The organism is Polaromonas sp. P1_G1 (genome assembly GCF_056405595.1).
Genome location: NZ_JBFUBU010000012.1, coordinates 1 through 19,491 on the forward strand (window position 1 = coordinate 1; position 19,491 = coordinate 19,491).

Here is a 19,491-nt window from a genome sequence, read left to right on the forward strand (position 1 = left end):
CCTTGTTTCTTCAGGTATTCGGTATTGGTATTCCTTCCCCACCCCTTGTGGATGCGCCGAGGAGCGGAGGTCCAGACGGATCAGGGATCGCGTTGTTTGAGCGAAGCGAGTTTAGCGAGACCCCGTCTGGACCGAGCACCGCAGGTTGCCCGCAGCGAAGCGCAGGGACGCAGCAACCAGGGTCGCCTTTTCTTTTGCTTAMTTTTCTTTTGGCGAAGCAAAAGAAAAGTGAGTAGCTGCCGGGCTACCCCCGGCCAGCAAAACTCAGAAGAGCGCACACCGCCGGAGCAAGACCCGAGCTGATCCAGAGCATAGAGGCTCCGGCTGTCACTGAACCGTCATGAACAGGCGACACACTGTGGGACCTCTCCCGGAAGCCGTTCCTGCTCCGCCACTGACCTCAAGCCCCTCCCCCCTCCCCTGAATGGACATCACCTACGGCGCCGACAAGACCGGCCTGCTCTGCGGCTACCGCTTTGAAAACGGCGCGCCCGGCGTGCCGGTGGACCTGATGGAGGCGGCGGCCTGGCTCAGGAGCGAGGCGCCCAAGGGAAAGTCCGACTTCGTCTGGCTGCACTTCAACCTCAGCGACGCGGCGGCGGAGGCCAGCATACGCAAGCACCTGAACGCGGTGCCGGAGTTTTTCGAGGCGCTGCATGAGGGCTCGCGCTCCACGCGCATCGAGGACGCGCACGACACGCTGATCGCCGTGGTCAACGACGTGGCCTACGAGTTCGCCTTCGACCCCGCGGAGATGGCCAGCCTGTGGCTCAACGTGGGGCCGCACATGGCGCTGAGCGCGCGCTCGCACCCGCTGCGCTCCATAGACCGCCTGCGCGATTCGGTCAAGAACGGCAAAAAGCCGCTGGAGTCTTCGGTGTCCTTCCTGAACCACCTGCTGCGCGAGCAGGGCGACGTGCTGGTGCGCATCGTGCGCGACGCGACGGTGCAGGTGGACGTGGTGGAAGACAAATTCCTGGTGGGCCGGCTGCACAACCGCCGTGCCGACCTGGGCAAGCTGCGCCGCGTGCTGGTGCGGCTGCAGCGGCTGCTGGCGCCCGAGCCCGGCGCCCTGTTTCGCCTGCTGCGCCTGCCGCCGCCCTGGGTCAGCGAGCGCGACCTCGAGGAACTGCGCCAGGCCACCGAGGAGTTTTCATTGACCATACGCGACATGTCGGAGCTCAAGGAACGCATCAAGCTGCTGCAGGAAGAAATCGCCGCGCAGGTCAGCGAGGAAACCAACCGCAGCGTCTTCGTCCTGACCATGGTGACGGTGCTGGCCCTGCCGATCAACATCGTGGCCGGCCTGCTGGGCATGAACGTGGGGGGCGTCCCGCTGGCCGACTCTCCGCACGGCTTCATGGTGATCGTCGCGATCATCGGCGTCTTCACCGGCTTCGCAGCCTGGTACGTTTACCGGCAGAAGCAATAACCCGGCGAGGGCGCCTACAGCGTCTCACCCTCGCGCAGCACACCGGCGCTGCGCAGCGCGGCGTCCAGCCAGGGCGCGCTGGTCTGGCCCTGGGCGATACCGGCGATGCGTTTGGCTTCGTCGGCGACTTTTTTCTCGGCCAGCGGCAGCAGCGCCGCGATGCGTTCGCGCTCCACGACCACCACGCCGTCGGCGTCGGCGGTCACAAAATCACCGGGCCGCACCGTGACGCCGCCGGCGCTCACCGGATGGTTGATGCGCCCCGCGATGTTTTTGGTCGGCCCGTTCGGGTTGGTGCCCACCGAGAACACCGGAAAGCCGATCTCGCGCAGCTCCAGGCTGTCGCGCACCGCGCCGTCGATGACCACGCCCGCCAGCCCCAGCTTGCGGCAGGCGCTGATCATGATCTCGCCCATCAGGGCGCTGGTCTGGTCGGCCTTGGCGTCCACCACCAGCACGTCGCCGGGTTGGGCCAGCGCCATCGCGGCATGGATCATCAGGTTGTCGCCGGGCCGCACCTCGACGGTGACGGCCGTGCCGGCGCACTTCATGGACGGGTGCAGGGCCGTGATGCGGCCGTGCAGCGCGCCGCGGCGGCCGGCCACGTCGGCCAGGATGGCGGGCTGGAAGCGCGCGGCGCTGGCAACCACCTCGGCCGGGAGGCGTTCGAAGCCGCGGATGATGTCGGGCACAGGGGTGGCGCTCATGCTCAATCCGCCTTGACGTTGGATTCTTTGATGACGCCGCCCCACTTGCGTTTGTCGGCCACCAGGAATTCGCGGAACTTCTGCGGCGTGCTGCCGACAGGCTCCAGGCCGTCCTGGATCAGGCGTTTCGAAATCTCGGGCATGGCCAGCACCTTGGCGACCTCGCGCTGCATGCGTTCGATCGCGGCGGCAGGCGTGCCCTTGGCGGCGCATAGCCCGGTCCAGGTGACGGGGTCGAAAGCCGGGATTCCCGATTCCGCCACGGTGGGCACGTCGGGCAGCGCCGGCAGCCGGCGCGGGCTGGCCACGGCAAGGATGCGCAGCTTGCCGGACTGCGCGTAAGGCATGGAGCTCACCGGCTGGTCGAAGATCATGGAGACCTGCCCGGCCAGCAGGTCGGTCATGGCCTGACCCGTGCCTTTGTAGGGGACGTGGACGATGTCGATGCCGGCGCGCGCTTTCAGCATCTCGCCGGCCAGGTGGCCGCCCGTGCCGTTGCCCGAGGACGCAAAATTGATGATGCCGGGCTTGGCCTTGGCATAGGCGACAAGCTCCTTCACGTCCTTGACCGGCAAGGCGGCGTTCACCAGCAGCAGGTAGGGTGCGTTGGCGATCTGGGTGACGGGAAGCAGGTCGGTCTCGGGGTTGAAGGGCGCCTTGATCAGGTGCGGCTGGATAGACAGCGTGCCGGTGGTGCACATCATCAGCGTGTGGCCGTCCGCCGGAGCGCTGAGCATCGCGGAGGCAGCGATGTTGCCGCCCGCGCCGGGCTTGTTGTCGATGACCACCTGCTGGCCCAAACCTTCCGACAGCTTGGGTGCGATCAGCCGGGCCACGATGTCGTTGGAGCCGCCCGGTGAAAAACCGACCAGGATGCGGACCGGCTTGCTCGGGAAGGCGTCCGAGGCCAGGGCGCTGGTGCTGACCAGCGGCCCGATGGCGGCAAACAACGGCATCAGGGTCAGGAATGTTCTCAGGTACATAAAACGTCCATTCAGGGAAGTGGCGAAAGAAATGGGAGGGCGGCTCAGCGGCCCAGTTGCTCGCGGGCCTGCGCGATGCGGCGGCAGCCCTCAAGAAGGTGTTCAGTGCTGGCGGCGAAGGACAGCCGGAAGTGCGTGGGCACACCGTAGGCGCTGCCTTGCAGGGCCGCCAGGTTTTGCGCATCGAGTAGATGCATGATCCAGTCGTCGCTGGTCGCGATGCGCGCGCCGCCCGGCGTGCGCAGGCCGAACAGCGCCTCGCACGAAGCGAACACATAAAAAGCGCCTTCGGGTGCATGGCAGCGTATGCCGTCGATCTTGTTGAGCGCGGCCACGACGGTGTCGCGCCGCTGCTGGAACACGCCCCGGTTCACGGCGATGAAATCCTGCGGACCCGCCAGCGCGGCCACGGCCGCGGCCTGGCCTATGGAGCTTGCGCCCGAGGTGCTCTGCGACTGCAGCTTGACCATGGCCTTGATCAGCGCGGCCGGCCCTGCCCCGTAGCCGATGCGCCAACCCGTCATCGCATAGGCCTTGGAGACGCCGTTGATGGTCAGGGTGCGGTCTTTGAGTTCGGGCGCGGCCTGGGCGATGGTGGCGAACGCGCGGCCGTCGTAAATCAGGTGTTCATAAATGTCGTCGGTCATGACCCAGACGTGCGGATGGCGATTCAGCACCTGCGCGAGCGCCACGAGTTCGTCCCGCGTGTAGGTGGCACCGCTGGGGTTGTTGGGCGAGTTGAGGACCAGCCAGCGCGTCTTGCCGGTGATGGCGCGCTCCAGGTCTTCGGGCTGCAGCTTGAAGCCCTTGGCTTCGGGGCAGTCCACAAACACCGGCACGCCGTCGGCCAGCAGCGCGATGTCGGGATAGGACACCCAGTAAGGCGCGGGCACGATCACCTCGTCGCCGGCCTCCAGCGTGCACATCAGCGCGTTGAAGATCACCTGCTTGGCGCCGGTGCCGACGATGATCTCGTTCACGCCGTAGTCCAGGCCATTTTCGGCCTTGAACTTGCGCGACACCGCTTCCCTGAGTTCGGGCGTGCCGCCGACGTCGGTGTAGCGCGTCTTGCCGGCGGCCATGGCGCGCGTCGCGGCTTCCTTGATGTGCTCCGGCGTTTCAAAGTCCGGCTCACCCGCCGTCAGGCCGACGATGTCGCGCCCCTGGGCGCGCAGCTCCCGGGCACGCTGGCCGGCCATGGAGCTGGGCGAGGGTTTGATGCGGTTGAGGCGGCTGGCGAGTTGGATCATGGGAAAAAAGTTCATGCCTGTTGCGATGCGGCCAAGTTTCCGGCACGGCCTGCAAATCGCCAAACGAGTATTCGGCGCGGACAGCTATTCCTTTTTTTCCTGGCGCCCGGCGCTGCGCTACAGTGGCGGGGAATGAACCTCACCTTCAAACAGCTCGAGGCCTTTTTCTTCAGCGCGAAGCTGCAGAGCTTCAGCGCCGCGGCCGTGAAGCTTCACACCACGCAGTCGGCGATCTCCAAACGCCTGGCGGAACTCGAGGATGTGCTGGGCGCGCCGGTGCTGCACCGCAAGTCCAAAGGGCTGGAGCTCACGCCGGTGGGGCGCCGCCTGCTGCCGCTGGCCGAGGAAACGCTCAGGCTCAGGCTGCGCATAGAAACCGAAGTCAGCGTCGACCAGACCCTGGAGGGCACCTTCCGCATCGGTGTGACCGAGCTGATCGCGCTGACCTGGCTCACGGGTTTCATCAAGCGCCTGCAGGAGCTGCACCCCAAGCTCATGCTCGAGCCCGTCGTCGACGCCGGCCTGCACCTGTTCCAGAGCCTGGAGTCGCACAAGATAGACCTGGCCATCATGCCCGGCGTCTACTGGGGCAAGCAGTTCACCACGGTCAAGGTGGCGCAGGTCGAGGACCTCTGGATGGCCAGCCCCAGCCTCAAGATGCCCAAACGCGCGCTCAAGCCCGAGGAGTTCGCGCGCTACCCGGTGCTGGAGCAGTCAACCGGCGCGGCGAAGAACAAGTTTTACGAGGCCTGGCTGGCGCAGCACGGTTTCAAGTTCAACAAGGTCTTCGCCACCAACAGCACCACGGTGCTCAGGGAGCTCACCATCAGCGGCTTCGGCATCAGCCAGATGGCCCTGGAGTACATGCAGCCGGACATCGACAAGGGCTTGCTGCGCATCGTGCGCAGTGACCCCATGCCGCCGCCCATGGTGTACAGCGCGGTCTACCACAGCGACAACTTCAGCCCCGCGATGGACATGGTTGTCCAGCTGGCCATCGCGAGCTGCGATTTTTCGCGCCGCTCCGGCCTTCATGAGAAGGGCGCGGCCCCTGCCAGGCGCCGCGCAACGTAGCCCTTTTCCATGGCGGGGCTCTCCCAGAACCGGCCCTGCGCCGGGCCGAAAACCCCGAAAATACAGGGGTGTCCCAGCTTCCGTTCCACCCGGCCGTTTCCGCCTGGCTAGAAGGCCGGTTCGGCCGCGCCACCGAGGTCCAGGCCCAGGCATGGGCCGTGACCTCGCAGCGCCGCCACGCGCTGATCGCCGCGCCCACGGGTTCGGGCAAGACGCTGGCGGCCTTCCTGTCGGCGATTGACGAGCTGGTACGCGAGGGCCTCGAAAAAGGGCTTTCGAACGAAGTCCATGTGCTGTATGTGTCGCCGCTGAAGGCGCTCTCCAACGACATCCGCAAGAACCTGGAAGAACCGCTGGCCGGCATCCAGGCCGGGCTGGCCGCGATGGGCCTGCCCGACCCCGGCATACGCGCGGCGGTGCGCACGGGCGACACGCCGGCGGCCGAGCGCGAACGCATGCGCCGAGCCCCGCCGCACATCCTGGTGACCACGCCGGAGTCGCTGTACATCCTGCTGAGCTCGGACTCGGGCCGCGCGATGCTGAAGTCGGTGAAAAGCGTGATCGTCGACGAGTTGCACGCGGTGGCCGGCGTCAAGCGCGGCTCGCACCTGATGCTGTCGCTGGAACGGCTGGAGGCGCTGTGCGAGAAGCCGCCGGTGCGCATAGGCCTGTCGGCCACCGTGAAGCCGCTGGACGAGATGGCGCGTTTCCTGATCGGCCAACGCAGTGATCCTGTTGAAATCATTGACGCCGGCCACGTGCGCGAGCGCGACCTGGCGATCGAGATGCCGCGCTCGCCGCTGACCGCGGTGATGCCGATCGAGGTCTGGGACGAGCTCTACGACCGGCTCACCGAGCTGGTGGCCCAGCACCGCACGACGCTGATCTTCGTGAACCAGCGCCGCATCGCGGAACGCGTGGCGCGCCACCTGGCCGAGCGGCTGGGTGAGGAGCATGTGACCGCCCACCACGGCAGCCTGGCGCGCGAGCACCGCCTGAACGCCGAGCAGCGGCTCAAGCAGGGCGAACTCAAGGCGCTGGTGACCACCAGTTCGCTGGAACTGGGCATCGACATCGGCGACATCGACCTGGTGTGCCAGATCGGTTCACCACGCGCGATCAATGCCTTGCTGCAGCGCGTGGGCCGCGCCGGGCACGCCATAGGCGCGATCCCCAAGGGCCGGCTGTTTCCGCTGGCGCTCGACGACCTGCTGGAATGCACCGCCCTGCTGGCCGCGGTGGACCGCGGCGAGCTGGACCGCATCCGCGTGCCGGCCAAGCCGCTGGACGCGCTGGCGCAGCATGTCATCGCCGAGACCGCCTGCCGCGAATGGCCGCTGGACGCGCTCTACGACTGCCTGCGGCGCGCGCAGCCCTACCGCGAACTCACGCTGCATGAATTCGAGCAGGTGGTGCAGATGCTGGCCGACGGCTACAGCACGCGCCGGGGCCGGCGCGGCGCCTACCTGCATTACGACGCCGTCAACCGCATGCTGCGCGCGCGCCGCGGTGCGCGCATGGCGGCCGTCACCAATGCGGGCGTGATCCCGGACCAGTTCGACTACGAGGTGGTGCTGCTGCCGGACGGGCACCGCGTGGGCACGCTCAACGAGGACTTCGCCTTCGAGAGCCTGCCGGGCGACATCTTCCAGCTCGGCAACGCGTCTTACCGCATCGCCAAGGTGGAGACCGGCAAGGTGTTGGTGGAGGATGCCCGGGGGCAACCGCCTTCCATGCCCTTCTGGCTCGGCGAAAGCCTGGGCCGAACCGACGAACTCAGCGAGGCGGTGTCGCGCGTCTGCGAGACCGCCGACAGGCTGCTCGACGACGGCGTGCAGGCCTGCGAACGCTGGCTGCGCGAAGATCTGCGCCTGCCCGCCGCCGCGGCGCAGCAGCTCGCGCTCTACCTGGCGGCCTCCAAGGCCGCGCTCGGCGTGCTGCCCAGCCGGCGCCACATCGTGTTCGAGCGCTTTTTCGACGAGGTGGGCGACACGCACCTGGTGATCCATTCGCCTTACGGCTCGCGCATCAACAAGGCCTGGGGCCTGGCGCTGCGCAAACGCATGTGCCGCAAGTTCAACTTCGAGCTGCAGGCCAGCGCGCTGGAGGACAGCATCGTGCTGTCGCTGGGCCCCACGCACAGCTTCGCGCTGGAAGAGCTGCGGCACTACCTGAAGACGGCCAGCGCGCGCGAGGTGCTGGTGCAGGCGCTGCTGGACGCGCCCATGTTCGGCACGCGCTGGCGCTGGAACGCCACCGCCTCTCTCGCGGTGCGCCGCATGAACGGCGGCCGCAAGGTGCCGCCGCAGTTCCAGCGTTCCGACGCGGAAGACCTGCTGACGGTGGTGTTCCCGGACCAGCTCGCCTGCGCCGAGAACCTGGTCGGCGAGCGTGAGATTCCCGAGCACCCGCTGGTGGCGCAGACCTTGCACGACTGCCTGAACGAGACCATGGACGCCGACGGTTTTGTGCGGCTGCTGGCCGACATCGAGGCCGGCGAGGTGCGCATCAGCACACGCGACCTGGCCACGCCCTCCCCGCTGGCGCATGCCATCCTGAACGCCCGGCCCTATGCCTTCCTGGACGGCGGCGCGGCCGAGGAGCGGCGCACCAAGGCCGTCAGCACCCGGCCGCTGATGGACCCGCAGACGGCCCAAGACATGGGCAAGCTCGACCCGCAGGTGATCGCGCAGGTCCGCGAGGACGCCAGGCCCGACATCCGCAGCGCCGACGAACTGCACGACGCGCTGGTGGTGCATGGCTTCCTCACCATCGATGAAGCGCCGTTTCCCGAGTTCATTGCATCACTTGCACAGCAGCAGCGCATAGCCCGGCTCGGCCTGCCGGCGGGTGGAGAGATCTACGTCGCGGCGGAACGCCTGCACGAGTTCCGCGCCGTCTTCCCGGACGCGGCGCTGTCCCCGCCCATCACACCGACATCCAGCGCGCGGCCCGACGCTGATGCGGCGCTGCGCGAGATCCTGCGCGGGCGCCTGGACCTGCTGGGCCCCGTGACGGCTCAGGCGCTGGGCGCGCCGCTGGAGATGAGCGCCGACGCCATGCTGCCGGCCCTGCTGCAGCTTGAAGCCGAGGGCACGGTGATGCGCGGCGCCTTCACCGCTGCCGGCGCGCAGGAGTGGTGCGACCGGCGCCTGCTGGCGCGCATACACCGCGGCACACGCGAGAAACTGCGCGCCGAGTTCCAGCCGGTGCCGCCGGCGCAGTTCATGCGTTTCCTGTTCCGCTGGCATCAGCTGGAGACTGGCGAAGGCGACGAGCGCCGCGAAGGCGAAGGCGGGCTGGCCGAGGTGTTGCGCCAGCTTGAAGGTTATGCGGCGCCGGCCGCGGCCTGGGAAGAGGAGCTGCTGGCGGCGCGCGTCAGCCACTACCAGCCCGCCATGCTCGACAAGCTCTGCGCCGTGGGCCGCGTGGCCTGGTGGCGGCCGGTGGACGCCGGCGATGCGGCGGGCCGCAAGACGGGGCCGGTGCGCGGCACGCCGGTGCTGCTGTGCGAGCGCGACGCCCTGCCCCACTGGCAGCAGGCGGCCGGCGCGGCGGCGGCAAGCGATGGCACGGCGGGCGCTGAGCCGGTGCTGTCCAGCGCCGCGCGCCAGGTGCTCGAAGTGTTGCGCACACACGGGGCCAGCTTTTTTGCGGACCTGCGGCATGACGCGCGGCTGCTGGGCACCCAGGCCGAACAGGCGCTGGCCGAGCTGGTCGCGCACGGCCTGGCCACGTCCGATTCCTTCGCCGGGCTGCGCGCGCTGGTGATGCCGGAAGACAGACGCAACAAGCTGCGGCGCAGGCCCGGCGCGCTGGACCCGATGGAAGACGCGGGCCGCTGGTCGCTGACGCGGCGGCCGCGGCCGCTGGAGCCCGCGCCGGGCGCTCTGGCCGAACCGCACGTGGAGCACATCGCGCGCGTGCTGCTGCGCCGCTATGGTGTGGTGTTCCGCAAGCTGCTGGAACGCGAAGACGGGCTGCCGCCGTGGCGCGAGCTGTTCTACGTGCTGCGCCGGCTGGAGGCGCGCGGCGAAGTGCGCGGCGGCCGGTTTGTCAGCGGCTTTTCGGGCGAGCAGTTCGCACTGCCGGAAGCCGCCACGGCCCTGCGCAGGATCGCCAAAACGCCGGGGGATGAGCGGGTCGCCATCTCGGCCGTCGACCCCTTGAACCTCGCCGGCATCCTGACGCCGGGTGACAAGGTGCCGCGGCTGCCCGGCAACCGCCTGCTCTTCGAAGCCGGCGTGCCGGTGGCCGTGCAGTGCGGCGGCGAGATCCGCTACCTGCGGGAACTTGATGCGGCTGCGCAGTGGGAGATGAAGAAGCTGCTGGTTCGCCGCTAGAAGAGTGGGGCCGCGACCGGCTTACTTGAGATGGGCCTTGTAGAAAGCAGCCAGCTTGTCAAACGGAATCAGATTCACGCGGTCATACAGGTCCACGTGGCCGGCGCCGGGAACAATGAACAGTTCCTTGGGTTGGCCAGCAAGCTTGTAGGCCTCTTCGCTGAACTCCCGGGAGTGAGCTTCGGCACCGGCGATGAACAGCATGGGACGCGGCGAGATCGTCTCGATGTCGTTAAAGGGATAGAAGTTGACGAACTTGACCTCGGTCGAAATGGCGCGGTTCTGCGTCAGCTCAAGGGTCCGGCCTTCGGGGATGGCCCAGCCGCGCGGCGTGCGGTAAAAATCGTGGAACTCACGCGTGATGGGATCGGCGTCCTTGGGAAGCTCCACCGGSAGATAGTTGCCCCACCGGGTTTCACCGCCCATGAATTCCACATAGCGCTGTTCCGCGGCTTTGGCGATCATTTCCTTGCGCTGTTCGACTGACTGCGAATGCTTGAGGCCGTTGCGGGTCACTCCGCCCATGTCATACATGCTGACGGTTGCGATGGCTTTCAGGCGCGGGTCGATCTTCGCCGCACTGACGGCAAAGCTGCCGCTGCCGCAGATCCCGAGCACGCCAATCCGGTTGCGGTCCACAAAAGTCCGCGTGCCCAAGAAGTCCACCGCTGCGCTGAAATCTTCGGAATACATTTCCGGCGCGACGGCGTTGCGGGGAAACCCTTCGCTTTCGCCCCAGAAAGACAGGTCTATGGCCAGCGTCACAAAACCCTGTTCGGCGAGCTTCTGCGCGTACAGATTGGAGCTTTGCTCCTTGACCGCGCCCATGGGGTGGCCGACGACGATCGCGGGATTTCTGGCATTGCGGTCCATGCCCTTGGGGACAAAAAGATTCCCCACGACGTCCATGTGGTACTGGTTTTTGAAGCTGACCTTTTGCAGGGTCACCTTGTCGCTTGTGTAGAAGTTGTCGGCACCGGTGGGCATATTGGCTCCTGTTGCAGTGAATGAACTGGCGAGAAGCGCCAGGATGAGGATCAGTTTTTTCATTGAATATTTCTCAAGGTTGAGAGTCGACACCCGGCGCGGCCCTGTCGATGACTGCGCTCAAACGGCGTACAGGTATTTTTTGCGTTTCACACCACCATGCGGTAGCGCATTCCGGTGGTTTTCTTGCCTGATCCTCTGGCGGCACGGCGTTTTTGTGGACATCGCCCGGACGCTGGGGATACAGTGCCTCCATGAAACTGAAAGACGATACGGGACCGCACCGCCCCGCGCCACCGGGCTCTGTGCACGAGGCGCTGGCACGCAGCATCTCGGCATGGTCGGGCGGCAAGAGGGATTGCGCGACGCCCATCGCCAACCTGGGCTTCTTTCGCCGTGAAGCGCCTTCGCCACCCGTGGTTTGCCTGATCGAGCCCAGCATTGTTCTGGTCGCACAAGGCGCCAAGCAGCTGGTGGTCGGCAGCGAGGCCTATCCCTACAACGCCGACCGCTTTCTGCTCACCTCGCTGGACTTGCCCGCGAATTCGGCGGTGATCTCGGCCAGCGCGAAACACCCTTGCCTGGGATTGGCGCTGAAGCTGGACCTGCGCATGCTGGCGGAACTGATCGCGCAGGGCGGCTTGCCGCCCGTAAAGGATCGCTCCGCGGGCAAAAGTGTGGGTATAGGCACTGTGACGCCGGCCCTGCTTGAACCGTTCAAGCGCCTGGTGGACCTGCTGGAGGAACCCGCGGCCCTGCCGGTTCTTGCGCCGCTGGTGCAGCGGGAGATCCACTACCGGCTGTTGCTGAGCGACCAGGCGGCACTCTTGAGGCAGATCGCCTCGGTGGACAGCCAGGGCCACAGGATTGCCAGGGCCATTGACTGGCTCAAGCTGAACTACGCCTCGCCGCTGCGTGTTGAAGAACTTGCAGGACGCGTGCACATGAGCGCGCCGACCTTTCACCACCACTTTCGCCAGCTCACCACGATGAGCCCCTTGCAGTACCAGAAGTGGCTGCGGCTCAACGAAGCCAGGCGGTTGATGCTCAACGAGCACCTGGACGCGGCAAGCGCCTCATTCCAGGTGGGCTACGAAAGCCCGTCGCAGTTCAGCCGCGAGTACGGCCGGCTGTTTGGCACGCCGCCCAAACGCGACATCGCGGAGCTGCGCCGCCAGGCCGCCGTCAGTGCCTGAGGGCGAAGCGCTTATCGGGGCAGCCCGGCCTCAAAGCGCTCCAGTTCTTCCTCAAGCGTGCCGCGGCTGCTGAAATCCCGCTTTGCCTGGCCATACCAGTATTCGGCGTTTCCCAGGTCGCCTTCCTGGACATGCAGGATGCCGTGCAGCCAGGCGGCCGTCTGTGATTCATCACTTTGCACGAGGGTGTGCGCCTCATCCCAGCGCCCTGCGCGGATATGCAGCAGGGCTTGGCGAAGAATGTCCATCGAAAGCTCCTTGAATGAATGATTTGATTTAACGCGGTGTCCGTGTCTTGCTAGCCGGCGGGCCGGCGACGGGTGCGTGCCGCGCCATCAGTTCGGCCACCCACTCGATGAACACCCGCAGCTTGGCGCTGACATGCCGGTTTGGCGGGAAGGCCACGTACAGCGGCATGGGATCAAGATGCCAGTCCCCGAACAAAGGCCGCAGCTCGCCGCGAAGCACATGCTCCCTGGCCATATAGTCCGGCAGCCACAGCACGCCCAGGCCCGCCAGGCCGGCCGCGAGGTAGGCGTTACCGTCGTCGAACGCAAACAGGTGGCGGCCCTGCACCTTGAGGCTCTCGCCGCCCTTGTGCATGGCATAGGGAAAGGCCTTGCCGGTGCGCGCCCACAGAAAGCCGACGATGCGGTGCTCCGTGTCCTCAAGCTCCCGCGGGTGCGCGGGCGTGCCGGCGCGCGCCAGGTAGTCCGGTGCGGCATACACCCCGAGTTGCAGGTCGCCCACCTTGCGGGCCACCAGCGACTGGTCGCTCAGTTCGCCGCCGCGCACCACGCAGTCCACGTTGTCGGCGATCACGTCCACCATGCGGTCGCTGACGCCCATGTCGAGCTGGATCTCGGGGTAGCGCGCGTGGAAGGCCGGCAGGGCCGGCACCAGGATCAGGCGGGCCAGGGGGCTGGGCACGTCGACCCGCAGCCGGCCCCGCGGCGAGGCCGACGCGCCGGACAGGCTGGTCTCGGCATCGTCCACGTCGGCCAGCACGCGCAGCACACGCTCGTAATAGGCCGCGCCATCGGCCGTGACCTTGACCTGGCGCGTAGTGCGGTTGAGCAGCTTCACGCGCAGCCGTGCCTCCAGCTGCTGCACCAGCTGTGTCACGCTGGTCTTGCTCATGTGCAGCGTCTCGGCCGCCTTGGTGAAGCTGCCCGCCTCCACGACGCGGGCGAAGGCCTGCATGGCATCGAAACGGTCCATCTCTGCCCCCATAGTGATCGATTGTTTGGATTCTACGAACAGTGATGGACAGGCTTGCCTGTTTATCCGAAAGACCCGGCGCCCTACAGTATCTTCATCGTTAACCACGGGCCGATTCAGGCCTGATTTTTTGAATGAAGGAGATTGAGATGACACAACGCGACGTCGTTTTCCCGCCCGGGCGCAGGGCACTTTATGAACGCAACCGCTATTCACCGGCGCTGAAGTCCAACGGTTTCCTGTTCGTGTCGGGCCAGGTCGGCAGCCGCGAGGACGGCTCGCCCGAGCCCGACCTGCAGACGCAGGTGCGGCTCGCCTTCGACAACCTGAACGCCATCCTGAAAGCCGCGGGATCCAGCTTCGACGACGTCGTGGACGTCACCGTCTTCATGGTGGACCCGCAGTCGACCTTCGAGACTATCTGGAAGGTGGTGCCGGAATACTGGGGTCAGGCGCCGCATCCCACGCTGACCGCCGTCGGCGTGACCTGGCTGTATGGCTTCCAGTTCGAGATCAAGGTGATTGCGAAGTTGCCGGAAGGCCGATGAGGATTGGCCTGGGGAGCAGCCGGGAATCGCTCAGCCCGCGTCACCCATCGCCCGGTGAACCAGCAGCGTGTCCGTGAATTGCTCGAAGGCCACGACCTTGCCGTCCTGCAAATGCCAGACATGGGCCACGCGGGCCTGCATGTCTTTTCCGGTGGCGCGGTAAGTGCCGTGGTAGCTGCCCACGCCGATGATGTGTTCACCAGCGTCGATGAGGTTTTGCAGTTCGAAGCGATAGCCGATCCAGTCCCGGCCTAGCACGGAAAAGACGTTGTCGGCCACTGCTTGCGGCCCGACCCAGGTGCCCGCGCAGGGAAAGCCCGCCATCTCGGTCCAGCGCACCTGGGGCGAGACATGGGCCATCATCTCGCCGATGTTTCCCTGAGCCGAAGCTGCGTAGTGGGCGCTGACGATGTCGAGATTCGACATCATGGCTTCAGCCCCATTTCATCTCGCCCTTGGCGACCTTGGCGCCGATCTGCAGCGCCACGCCCATGCCGGCGTTCGGGTAGCGCCGGGTCATGGCCGCGATGAGGGCGCCGCTGTCGGCGGCCTTGGCCAGCACTTCCTCGAAAGCCACGAGGTAGTCGCGTGTGTATTGGATCGCGCTTGCGTCCACCGCCGCCGTGACCGCCATGTGGCCGGGGACCACCACGGCGGGTTTGCGCGCGGCCATGGCGTCAAGCGTCTTCACCCATGCGGCGCGGGCCTCGGCGCCCTGGGTGTCGGCGGTCCACACATGGACGCCGGAGAACAGCAGCACGCCGCCAAAGATGGCGTTCAGCGAAGGCACCCAGATGTAGCGGCGATTGGCCAGGCCGTCGGCATCGACGATTTCGATGGCCTGGCCTTCCAGGGTGAGGCTGCGGCCGTCAAAGGCTTCAGGCATCACGATGTCCGCCAGCGCCTGTGGGCCGTTCTCCTTGAGCTGCGGGCCCCAGGTGGCGAGTTTCTTTTCCACATTGCCCTTGATGGCCGCGATGGTCGCCGGTGCGGCGATCACCTTGGCGTCGGGAAACGCCGCCTTGATGGGCGCCAGGCTGAAGTAGTAGTCAGGGTCGCTCTGGCTGATGTAAATCGTCGTGAGCTTTTTGCCGGTGGCCTTGATGGCCTCGGCCAGGGCCTTGCCGTCGGGAAGCGTGAAGCCCGCGTCGATCAGGACGGCTTCACGCTCGCCGGAGATCAGTACCGGGGCACGGAAGAATCCGTGCTCGCCGGCGGGGAAATGTTTCCAGGTCAGTTGGGTATTTGCAGCCATAGCGCTTTTCACTCCTAGGATGGCCGTCGCGACAGCCGCGCCGGCTACAATTTTGATTGCTTCTCTTCGTGTTGTCATGGTTTTTCCTTCTTCCTTCTTCTTGAACAGTTAACTGAAAGGGGTTGCGGGGATGGGGGCAGCGCCGGGCTCAGGCCGCCTCGAGCGCGCCGGCCAGCGCGCTCGGGTTGGAATAGAAGGCCGCGTGGTTCACGACCCAGCGCTTCGCGCCGGATTCGACCACCAGGGTGGGCACGCCATGCGCGCCGAACTCCCGCATCAAGGCCCGCGCACGATCCGTGCGGGACTGGGTGGCCGAGAGAAGACCCTCATCGGGTTGCGCCACCAGTACGGCGGCCTGTTCAAGGCCGAGCCCGCGCAGAACGCCGGCCAGCGTTTCCAGCGAGGTCGTGTCCTGGCCATCCACGTAGCGCGCAGTCTGGATCGCATTGAGGGCTTCCAGCTCCCGGTCCGGTGCCGTCAATGACACCGCCGTGAGCGCCAGGGTGGCGGGGCCGCTGTCAAACAGCCGTTGACGATCACCGAGAACCCGCTCGCGGTACTGCTCGGTGAAGCGCTGTCCCGTCAGGCCTTCGATGCGCTGGTCGTTGGACCAGGCATAGGCGGCGAACTCAGCATTCATAGGCCTTGCGCCCTCGCCGGCGAAAAGCCCGGTGGGCAGCAGTTCGATATTGACAGCGGGAACTTCGCTCAAGGCCGACAGCGCCGGCATGGCGCCGTAGCACCAGCCGCACAGCGGGTCGAACAGGTAATAGAGGGTCTTGGTCATGGGTTCTTTGGAGTTTTTGCCAGGTGTTCTTTGCGTTCTTTGCTCACTGGCTGTGATCGTAGGCACAATGCATTGACTGTTAAAGGCATCTCTGATAAACACAATGTATGTTTAAAGCAAACAATCAAGACGAAGGCGGCCTCGGCGGGCTGGGCAACCTGAGGCGCCTGGCCTACTTCGCGGCGGTGGTGGAAACCGGCTCCTTCACGGCGGCGGCGGATCGCCTGGGGATCACCAAGGCGGTGGTCAGCCAGCAGGTTGCCCGGCTGGAGCGTGAGTTCCGCACATCGCTGCTGGTGCGCACCACGCGCAAGGTGCAGACCACCGAACTGGGCCAGGCTTTTTACCTGCGCTGCGCGCTGATCCTGCGCGAGGCCGGGGATGCCTTCGATGACCTGGCCGAAACCTCGGCGGAGCCCTCCGGCGTGCTGCGGCTCACCGCCCCCTTCGACTATGGCGTCGGCATCGTGGTGCCCGCCATCGCCGCCTTCACCCAGCGCTATCCGGCGTGCAAGGTCGATGCCGTGCTCACAGACCAGACGCTGGACCTAATGTCGGGCAACATCGAACTGGCGATCCGTGTCGGCTGGCTGGCCGAGACCAGCCTGCAGGCAAGAAAAATCGGCTCCTTCCGGCAATTGCTGGTTGCATCGCCGGCCATGAAGCCGCAAGTGGCGCGGCTCACCGGCCCTCAAGACATCGCCGGCCTGCCCTTCATCGCCAACACCGCCTTGCGCGACCACCTGACCTGGAATTTCTCGCTCAACGAGACCGAGCGCCAGGCGGTACACGTGCAGGCCTCGATTTTTCTGGACGCCACACTCGCCGTGCGCGAAGCCGTGTGCCAGGGCGCGGGGCTTTCAGTGCTGCCGGACTACGCGGTGGCAAACGACCTTGCGGCCGGTCGCCTCATCCAGGTGCTGCCGCAGTGGCTTCTGCCTTCGGGCGGCATCCATGCGGTGTTTCCGGCCGCGCGCTTTCGCCCCGCGAAGGTCCGTGCTTTTGTCGACCTGCTGGCGGAGAGGGAGCAGCAGCGGCAGGGCGCTTGACGTGTGAATGCCGGCGCCCCTCAAGGCATCAAGCCTGCGGACCGGTAAGCGTCGATGGTTCTGTCGTAGACGCGCACATCACCGCAACCACGGGCGACCAGTTGCGCGCCCTCCACCGCGGACAGGATGGCAAACGCCCGGCGCTCAATCGCGTCGGGGCTCTGTAGCGGATCATGGGTCGCCAGCACCTCGGACAGCCAGGCGACATTGGCCGCGTTGAACTTCTCGACCTCTGCCTGTACTTCAGGCGAGAGGTCATCACGCTCGGCGGCCAGCATCCCGCACAAACACATCCGGTTGCTTTTAAGCAGGGCGCCCCGAAAAACTTCAGCGTATCCCGTCATCCGCTCGTGGGTGTCTTTGCTCTTGCTCGCCAGGCTCTGCAGGTGCAGGACGAGGTCTTCGGTATAACGCCGGGCGAGGGCCACGGCCAGGTCGTCCTTGGTCGGAAAGTGGTAGTGGATGCTGGCGCTCTTGATGCCGACCTCTTTGGCCAGTTCACGGAAGCTCAGGGCGTTGTATCCCCTGGCCTGCACCATCAGCCGGGCGGCCGCCATGATGCCTTCCTTGGTATCGATCGCTGAAGAAGCCATGTCTCATCCCCTTTAAAAAAAGCTTGACGTCAAAGACGGCGAGATCCTAAAATTCTACCTATCGATAGGTAGATAACATCTCATTCGAGATTGTCTCTATCGGTAAATCCGTCATTTTAACCTATCTACCACTTGGTAGTTATTGAAAACTCATATGAAATTATTCGACAACCCTGGCACCCCCAATCCCGCGCGTATCCGCATCGTTCTGGCCGAAAAACATCTGGACGGCCAAATTGAATTTGAAAAAGTCAGCCTCATCAGCGCCGAACACAAGCAGGAAAGTTTTCTGGCCAAAAACCCTCTCGGCGTCCTGCCGGTACTCCAGCTCGACGACGGCCTGTACCTGTCCGAAAGCACCGCGATCACGGAGTACCTCGACAACCTCGACGGCGCACCGACCCTCACGGGCAGGACGCCCCGGGAAAAGGGCGTGATCCACATGATGCAACGGCGCGCGGAGGCCATGGTGCTCGATCCGATCGGTATCTACTTCCACTATGGGACGCCCGGCCTCGGCGCCGACCTCCTTCCGTTCAAGAGCCCGGACTGGGCACATCGCGGCGAATGGGCCGGGCGCGAGCGCGCCAAGGCGGAGTCGGGCTTGGCGTATTTCGACCAGGTGCTCGCGGCCACGCCCTATGTCGCTGGCGAGGACTTTTCGATGGCCGACATCACGCTGTTCGCGGGCCTGCTTTTTGCCGATGTCGCCGGGATTTCCGTTTCCAGGGACCACACAGCACTCCAGGCATGGCGCGCCAGGGTGGCGGACCGCCCAAGCATCAGGAACCGCAGCGGCCAGTCGCTTGACGCGGATGACCTTCGCCGCCTTGGCTTTTAAGCGCCACGCCTTTTCCTGCCCATTCCCATCTCACAGAACGAAAAAATGACCAGCAACTTTCCTCATCAAAACCAGGCCGCGGAGCCTGCACGTGTTGCGCGCCGCAGTCTCATGCTCGGTGTCGCCGGCGTAGCCGCCGCCGGTTTGGCCGCCGCGCCGGCCCTGGCTGAAGCCAAGGCCAAAGCTCAAGCTCGCACCGCCGGAGCAAAGCTCGGTTCCAGCACCTTCACCACCCAAGACGGCACGATCCTCTATTACAAGGACTGGGGGAGCGGCCCGGCCGTCGTTTTCAGCCACGGCTATCCGCTGTCCTCGGATGCCTGGGAAAACCAGATGATGTTCCTGCTGCACAAAGGATTTCGCGTCATCGCGCTGGACCGCCGGGGTTTCGGCCGTTCGAGCCAGCCCGGCACGGGCTACGACTTCAACACATTTGCCGACGACTTGGCGACCCTGGTTGAACTGCTGGACCTCCGGCAGGCGACCTTCGTCGGGCATTCGATGGGCGGCGGCGAAGTCGCCCGCTACATCGGCCGCCATGGCGAGAAGCGTGTCGCGAAAGCGGCGCTGATCGCCGCGGTCACGCCCTTCCTGCTGAGAACGCAGACCAATCCCCACGGCGCACCGGTGGAGGTCTTCGACGGCTTCCGCACCGCTGTCCAGGCTGACCGCTCCCAGTGGAACAAGGACGTGTCCATGCCCTACTACAGCTACAACCGCCTGGGCGCAAAGGTATCGGAGGGCGTCAGGGAAGAATACTGGCGCCAGGGACAGGCCACGGGAATGCTCGCCGCCTATCACGCGATCGGTGCATTTTCCGAGACCGACTTCCGGGAGGACCTGAAGAAGATCAGCGTTCCGACGCTGATCGTGCACGGCAGCGACGACCAGATCGTGCCGCTCGAAATTTCAGGCGCGCTGTCGAAGGCCTTGGTCAAAAATTCCGAACTGATCGTCTACGAAGGCGGCTCGCACGGCCTGATCGTCACGCAAAAAGACAGGCTCAACGCGGACTTGCTGGCCTTCCTGAAAGCGTAGCGTCGGCGTGGCGACCCCATCGCACCGGTTTCAGGACAAGGCGCTTTTTTTCTGAGTACCGGGCACGCAGTCCGGGCATCACGCAAGCGTGTTGATGCCCGGATTGCCCGACGGCTATACCCCTTCAACCGGGCCGGATATCTCGGTGCGGCAAGCCGCCGGCGATCGGCGCCTGTTCAGGCGGCAT

Annotated in this window: 19 protein-coding genes; 9 read left to right on the top strand and 10 right to left on the bottom strand. The window is 65.7% G+C overall.

The genetic code is table 11. The annotated features are described in order from the left end of the window. Positions 1-424 precede the first annotated feature (424 nt). Positions 425-1,432: a transporter gene (locus AC1D1Y_RS07880; RefSeq protein ID WP_477681849.1), complete on the top strand. Its 1,008-nt coding sequence runs from the start codon at positions 425-427 to the stop codon at positions 1,430-1,432. Positions 1,433-1,446: 14 nt separating this feature from the next. Here the strand turns inward: AC1D1Y_RS07880 and AC1D1Y_RS07885 are convergent, their stop codons facing one another. Genes AC1D1Y_RS07885 through AC1D1Y_RS07895 form a run of 3 tightly spaced genes read right to left on the bottom strand, consistent with a single transcriptional unit; the run spans position 1,447 to position 4,372 of the window. Continuing rightward, a complete protein-coding gene (locus AC1D1Y_RS07885; protein ID WP_477681850.1) occupies positions 1,447-2,139 on the bottom strand; it encodes an RraA family protein in 693 nt (230 codons plus the stop codon). 2 nt (positions 2,140-2,141) lie between these two features. Then, positions 2,142-3,122, bottom strand: a complete 981-nt coding sequence (locus tag AC1D1Y_RS07890; RefSeq protein WP_477681851.1) for a Bug family tripartite tricarboxylate transporter substrate binding protein — start codon at positions 3,120-3,122, stop codon at positions 2,142-2,144. Positions 3,123-3,166: 44 nt separating this feature from the next. Then, positions 3,167-4,372 (bottom strand): pyridoxal phosphate-dependent aminotransferase, encoded by a 1,206-nt coding sequence (locus tag AC1D1Y_RS07895; RefSeq protein WP_477681852.1) that lies wholly within the window; start codon positions 4,370-4,372, stop codon positions 3,167-3,169. Between AC1D1Y_RS07895 and AC1D1Y_RS07900 the strand changes: the two genes are divergently transcribed. The 3 genes from AC1D1Y_RS07900 to AC1D1Y_RS07910 all read left to right on the top strand — a co-directional run bounded on the left by AC1D1Y_RS07900 (position 4,371) and on the right by AC1D1Y_RS07910 (position 9,789). Next, entirely contained in the window at positions 4,371-4,508 is a 138-nt protein-coding gene (locus tag AC1D1Y_RS07900) for a hypothetical protein (RefSeq protein WP_477681853.1), read from the top strand. The genes AC1D1Y_RS07895 and AC1D1Y_RS07900 overlap by 2 nt on opposite strands. Then, positions 4,505-5,446 (top strand): LysR family transcriptional regulator, encoded by a 942-nt coding sequence (locus AC1D1Y_RS07905; protein ID WP_477681854.1) that lies wholly within the window; start codon positions 4,505-4,507, stop codon positions 5,444-5,446. Before AC1D1Y_RS07900 ends, AC1D1Y_RS07905 begins: the two co-directional genes overlap by 4 nt. A 68-nt stretch (positions 5,447-5,514) precedes the next feature. Beyond that, the gene (locus AC1D1Y_RS07910) at positions 5,515-9,789 is read left to right on the top strand and encodes an Lhr family helicase (RefSeq protein WP_477681855.1); all 4,275 of its coding nucleotides are present in this window, start codon (positions 5,515-5,517) and stop codon (positions 9,787-9,789) included. Between the two features lie 21 nt (positions 9,790-9,810). Here the strand turns inward: AC1D1Y_RS07910 and AC1D1Y_RS07915 are convergent, their stop codons facing one another. Continuing rightward, positions 9,811-10,839 (bottom strand): alpha/beta hydrolase, encoded by a 1,029-nt coding sequence (locus AC1D1Y_RS07915; RefSeq protein WP_477681856.1) that lies wholly within the window; start codon positions 10,837-10,839, stop codon positions 9,811-9,813. A gap of 191 nt (positions 10,840-11,030) precedes the next feature. Here AC1D1Y_RS07915 and AC1D1Y_RS07920 point away from each other — a divergent pair, with 191 nt between their 5' ends. After that, positions 11,031-11,972: an AraC family transcriptional regulator gene (locus AC1D1Y_RS07920; protein WP_477656057.1), complete on the top strand. Its 942-nt coding sequence runs from the start codon at positions 11,031-11,033 to the stop codon at positions 11,970-11,972. An 11-nt stretch (positions 11,973-11,983) separates the two neighbouring features. Here the strand turns inward: AC1D1Y_RS07920 and AC1D1Y_RS07925 are convergent, their stop codons facing one another. Both AC1D1Y_RS07925 and AC1D1Y_RS07930 read right to left on the bottom strand, forming a co-directional pair. Continuing rightward, positions 11,984-12,220, bottom strand: a complete 237-nt coding sequence (locus AC1D1Y_RS07925) for a hypothetical protein (protein ID WP_477681857.1) — start codon at positions 12,218-12,220, stop codon at positions 11,984-11,986. A gap of 28 nt (positions 12,221-12,248) precedes the next feature. Further along, positions 12,249-13,193, bottom strand: coding sequence for a LysR family transcriptional regulator (locus AC1D1Y_RS07930; RefSeq protein ID WP_477681858.1), 945 nt, complete (start codon positions 13,191-13,193; stop codon positions 12,249-12,251). A 149-nt stretch (positions 13,194-13,342) separates the two neighbouring features. On the opposite strand from AC1D1Y_RS07930, the gene AC1D1Y_RS07935 reads away from it, so the two are divergent. Next, positions 13,343-13,741, top strand: a complete 399-nt coding sequence (locus tag AC1D1Y_RS07935) for a RidA family protein (protein WP_477681859.1) — start codon at positions 13,343-13,345, stop codon at positions 13,739-13,741. A gap of 30 nt (positions 13,742-13,771) precedes the next feature. Here AC1D1Y_RS07935 and AC1D1Y_RS07940 read toward each other — a convergent pair whose 3' ends face one another. The 3 genes from AC1D1Y_RS07940 to AC1D1Y_RS07950 form a co-directional block, all read right to left on the bottom strand. Continuing rightward, a complete protein-coding gene (locus tag AC1D1Y_RS07940; protein WP_477681860.1) occupies positions 13,772-14,170 on the bottom strand; it encodes a nuclear transport factor 2 family protein in 399 nt (132 codons plus the stop codon). A 4-nt stretch (positions 14,171-14,174) separates the two neighbouring features. Further along, positions 14,175-14,996 carry an MBL fold metallo-hydrolase gene (locus AC1D1Y_RS07945; protein ID WP_477681861.1) on the bottom strand — a complete coding sequence of 274 codons (822 nt, stop codon included), beginning with the start codon at positions 14,994-14,996 and terminating at the stop codon, positions 14,175-14,177. 148 nt (positions 14,997-15,144) lie between these two features. Then, positions 15,145-15,783, bottom strand: a complete 639-nt coding sequence (locus tag AC1D1Y_RS07950; protein ID WP_477681862.1) for a DsbA family protein — start codon at positions 15,781-15,783, stop codon at positions 15,145-15,147. Between the two features lie 107 nt (positions 15,784-15,890). On the opposite strand from AC1D1Y_RS07950, the gene AC1D1Y_RS07955 reads away from it, so the two are divergent. After that, a complete protein-coding gene (locus AC1D1Y_RS07955) occupies positions 15,891-16,832 on the top strand; it encodes a LysR family transcriptional regulator (RefSeq protein WP_477681863.1) in 942 nt (313 codons plus the stop codon). Positions 16,833-16,852: 20 nt separating this feature from the next. On the opposite strand, the gene AC1D1Y_RS07960 is transcribed toward AC1D1Y_RS07955, so the two are convergent. Further along, positions 16,853-17,425: a TetR/AcrR family transcriptional regulator gene (locus AC1D1Y_RS07960; protein ID WP_477681864.1), complete on the bottom strand. Its 573-nt coding sequence runs from the start codon at positions 17,423-17,425 to the stop codon at positions 16,853-16,855. 154 nt (positions 17,426-17,579) lie between these two features. Here AC1D1Y_RS07960 and AC1D1Y_RS07965 point away from each other — a divergent pair, with 154 nt between their 5' ends. Together AC1D1Y_RS07965 and AC1D1Y_RS07970 are read left to right on the top strand one after the other, a co-directional pair. After that, positions 17,580-18,266, top strand: coding sequence for a glutathione S-transferase family protein (locus AC1D1Y_RS07965; protein WP_477681865.1), 687 nt, complete (start codon positions 17,580-17,582; stop codon positions 18,264-18,266). A 45-nt stretch (positions 18,267-18,311) separates the two neighbouring features. Then, positions 18,312-19,304: an alpha/beta fold hydrolase gene (locus tag AC1D1Y_RS07970; RefSeq protein ID WP_477681866.1), complete on the top strand. Its 993-nt coding sequence runs from the start codon at positions 18,312-18,314 to the stop codon at positions 19,302-19,304. The last annotated feature ends 187 nt before the right edge of the window (positions 19,305-19,491 follow it).

What these genes read in the sequence shown, in the direction of transcription:
- AC1D1Y_RS07880 (WP_477681849.1), top strand. Translation starts at nt 425, where the DNA reads ATGGACATCACCTACGGCGCCGACAAGACCGGCCTGCTCTGCGGCTAC.
- AC1D1Y_RS07885 (WP_477681850.1), bottom strand. Translation starts at nt 2,139, where the DNA reads ATGAGCGCCACCCCTGTGCCCGACATCATCCGCGGCTTCGAACGCCTC.
- AC1D1Y_RS07890 (WP_477681851.1), bottom strand. Translation starts at nt 3,122, where the DNA reads ATGTACCTGAGAACATTCCTGACCCTGATGCCGTTGTTTGCCGCCATC.
- AC1D1Y_RS07900 (WP_477681853.1), top strand. Translation starts at nt 4,371, where the DNA reads ATGGGAAAAAAGTTCATGCCTGTTGCGATGCGGCCAAGTTTCCGGCAC.
- AC1D1Y_RS07895 (WP_477681852.1), bottom strand. Translation starts at nt 4,372, where the DNA reads ATGATCCAACTCGCCAGCCGCCTCAACCGCATCAAACCCTCGCCCAGC.
- AC1D1Y_RS07905 (WP_477681854.1), top strand. Translation starts at nt 4,505, where the DNA reads ATGAACCTCACCTTCAAACAGCTCGAGGCCTTTTTCTTCAGCGCGAAG.
- AC1D1Y_RS07920 (WP_477656057.1), top strand. Translation starts at nt 11,031, where the DNA reads ATGAAACTGAAAGACGATACGGGACCGCACCGCCCCGCGCCACCGGGC.
- AC1D1Y_RS07925 (WP_477681857.1), bottom strand. Translation starts at nt 12,220, where the DNA reads ATGGACATTCTTCGCCAAGCCCTGCTGCATATCCGCGCAGGGCGCTGG.
- AC1D1Y_RS07930 (WP_477681858.1), bottom strand. Translation starts at nt 13,193, where the DNA reads ATGGACCGTTTCGATGCCATGCAGGCCTTCGCCCGCGTCGTGGAGGCG.
- AC1D1Y_RS07935 (WP_477681859.1), top strand. Translation starts at nt 13,343, where the DNA reads ATGACACAACGCGACGTCGTTTTCCCGCCCGGGCGCAGGGCACTTTAT.
- AC1D1Y_RS07940 (WP_477681860.1), bottom strand. Translation starts at nt 14,170, where the DNA reads ATGATGTCGAATCTCGACATCGTCAGCGCCCACTACGCAGCTTCGGCT.
- AC1D1Y_RS07945 (WP_477681861.1), bottom strand. Translation starts at nt 14,996, where the DNA reads ATGGCTGCAAATACCCAACTGACCTGGAAACATTTCCCCGCCGGCGAG.
- AC1D1Y_RS07950 (WP_477681862.1), bottom strand. Translation starts at nt 15,783, where the DNA reads ATGACCAAGACCCTCTATTACCTGTTCGACCCGCTGTGCGGCTGGTGC.
- AC1D1Y_RS07955 (WP_477681863.1), top strand. Translation starts at nt 15,891, where the DNA reads ATGTTTAAAGCAAACAATCAAGACGAAGGCGGCCTCGGCGGGCTGGGC.
- AC1D1Y_RS07960 (WP_477681864.1), bottom strand. Translation starts at nt 17,425, where the DNA reads ATGGCTTCTTCAGCGATCGATACCAAGGAAGGCATCATGGCGGCCGCC.
- AC1D1Y_RS07965 (WP_477681865.1), top strand. Translation starts at nt 17,580, where the DNA reads ATGAAATTATTCGACAACCCTGGCACCCCCAATCCCGCGCGTATCCGC.
- AC1D1Y_RS07970 (WP_477681866.1), top strand. Translation starts at nt 18,312, where the DNA reads ATGACCAGCAACTTTCCTCATCAAAACCAGGCCGCGGAGCCTGCACGT.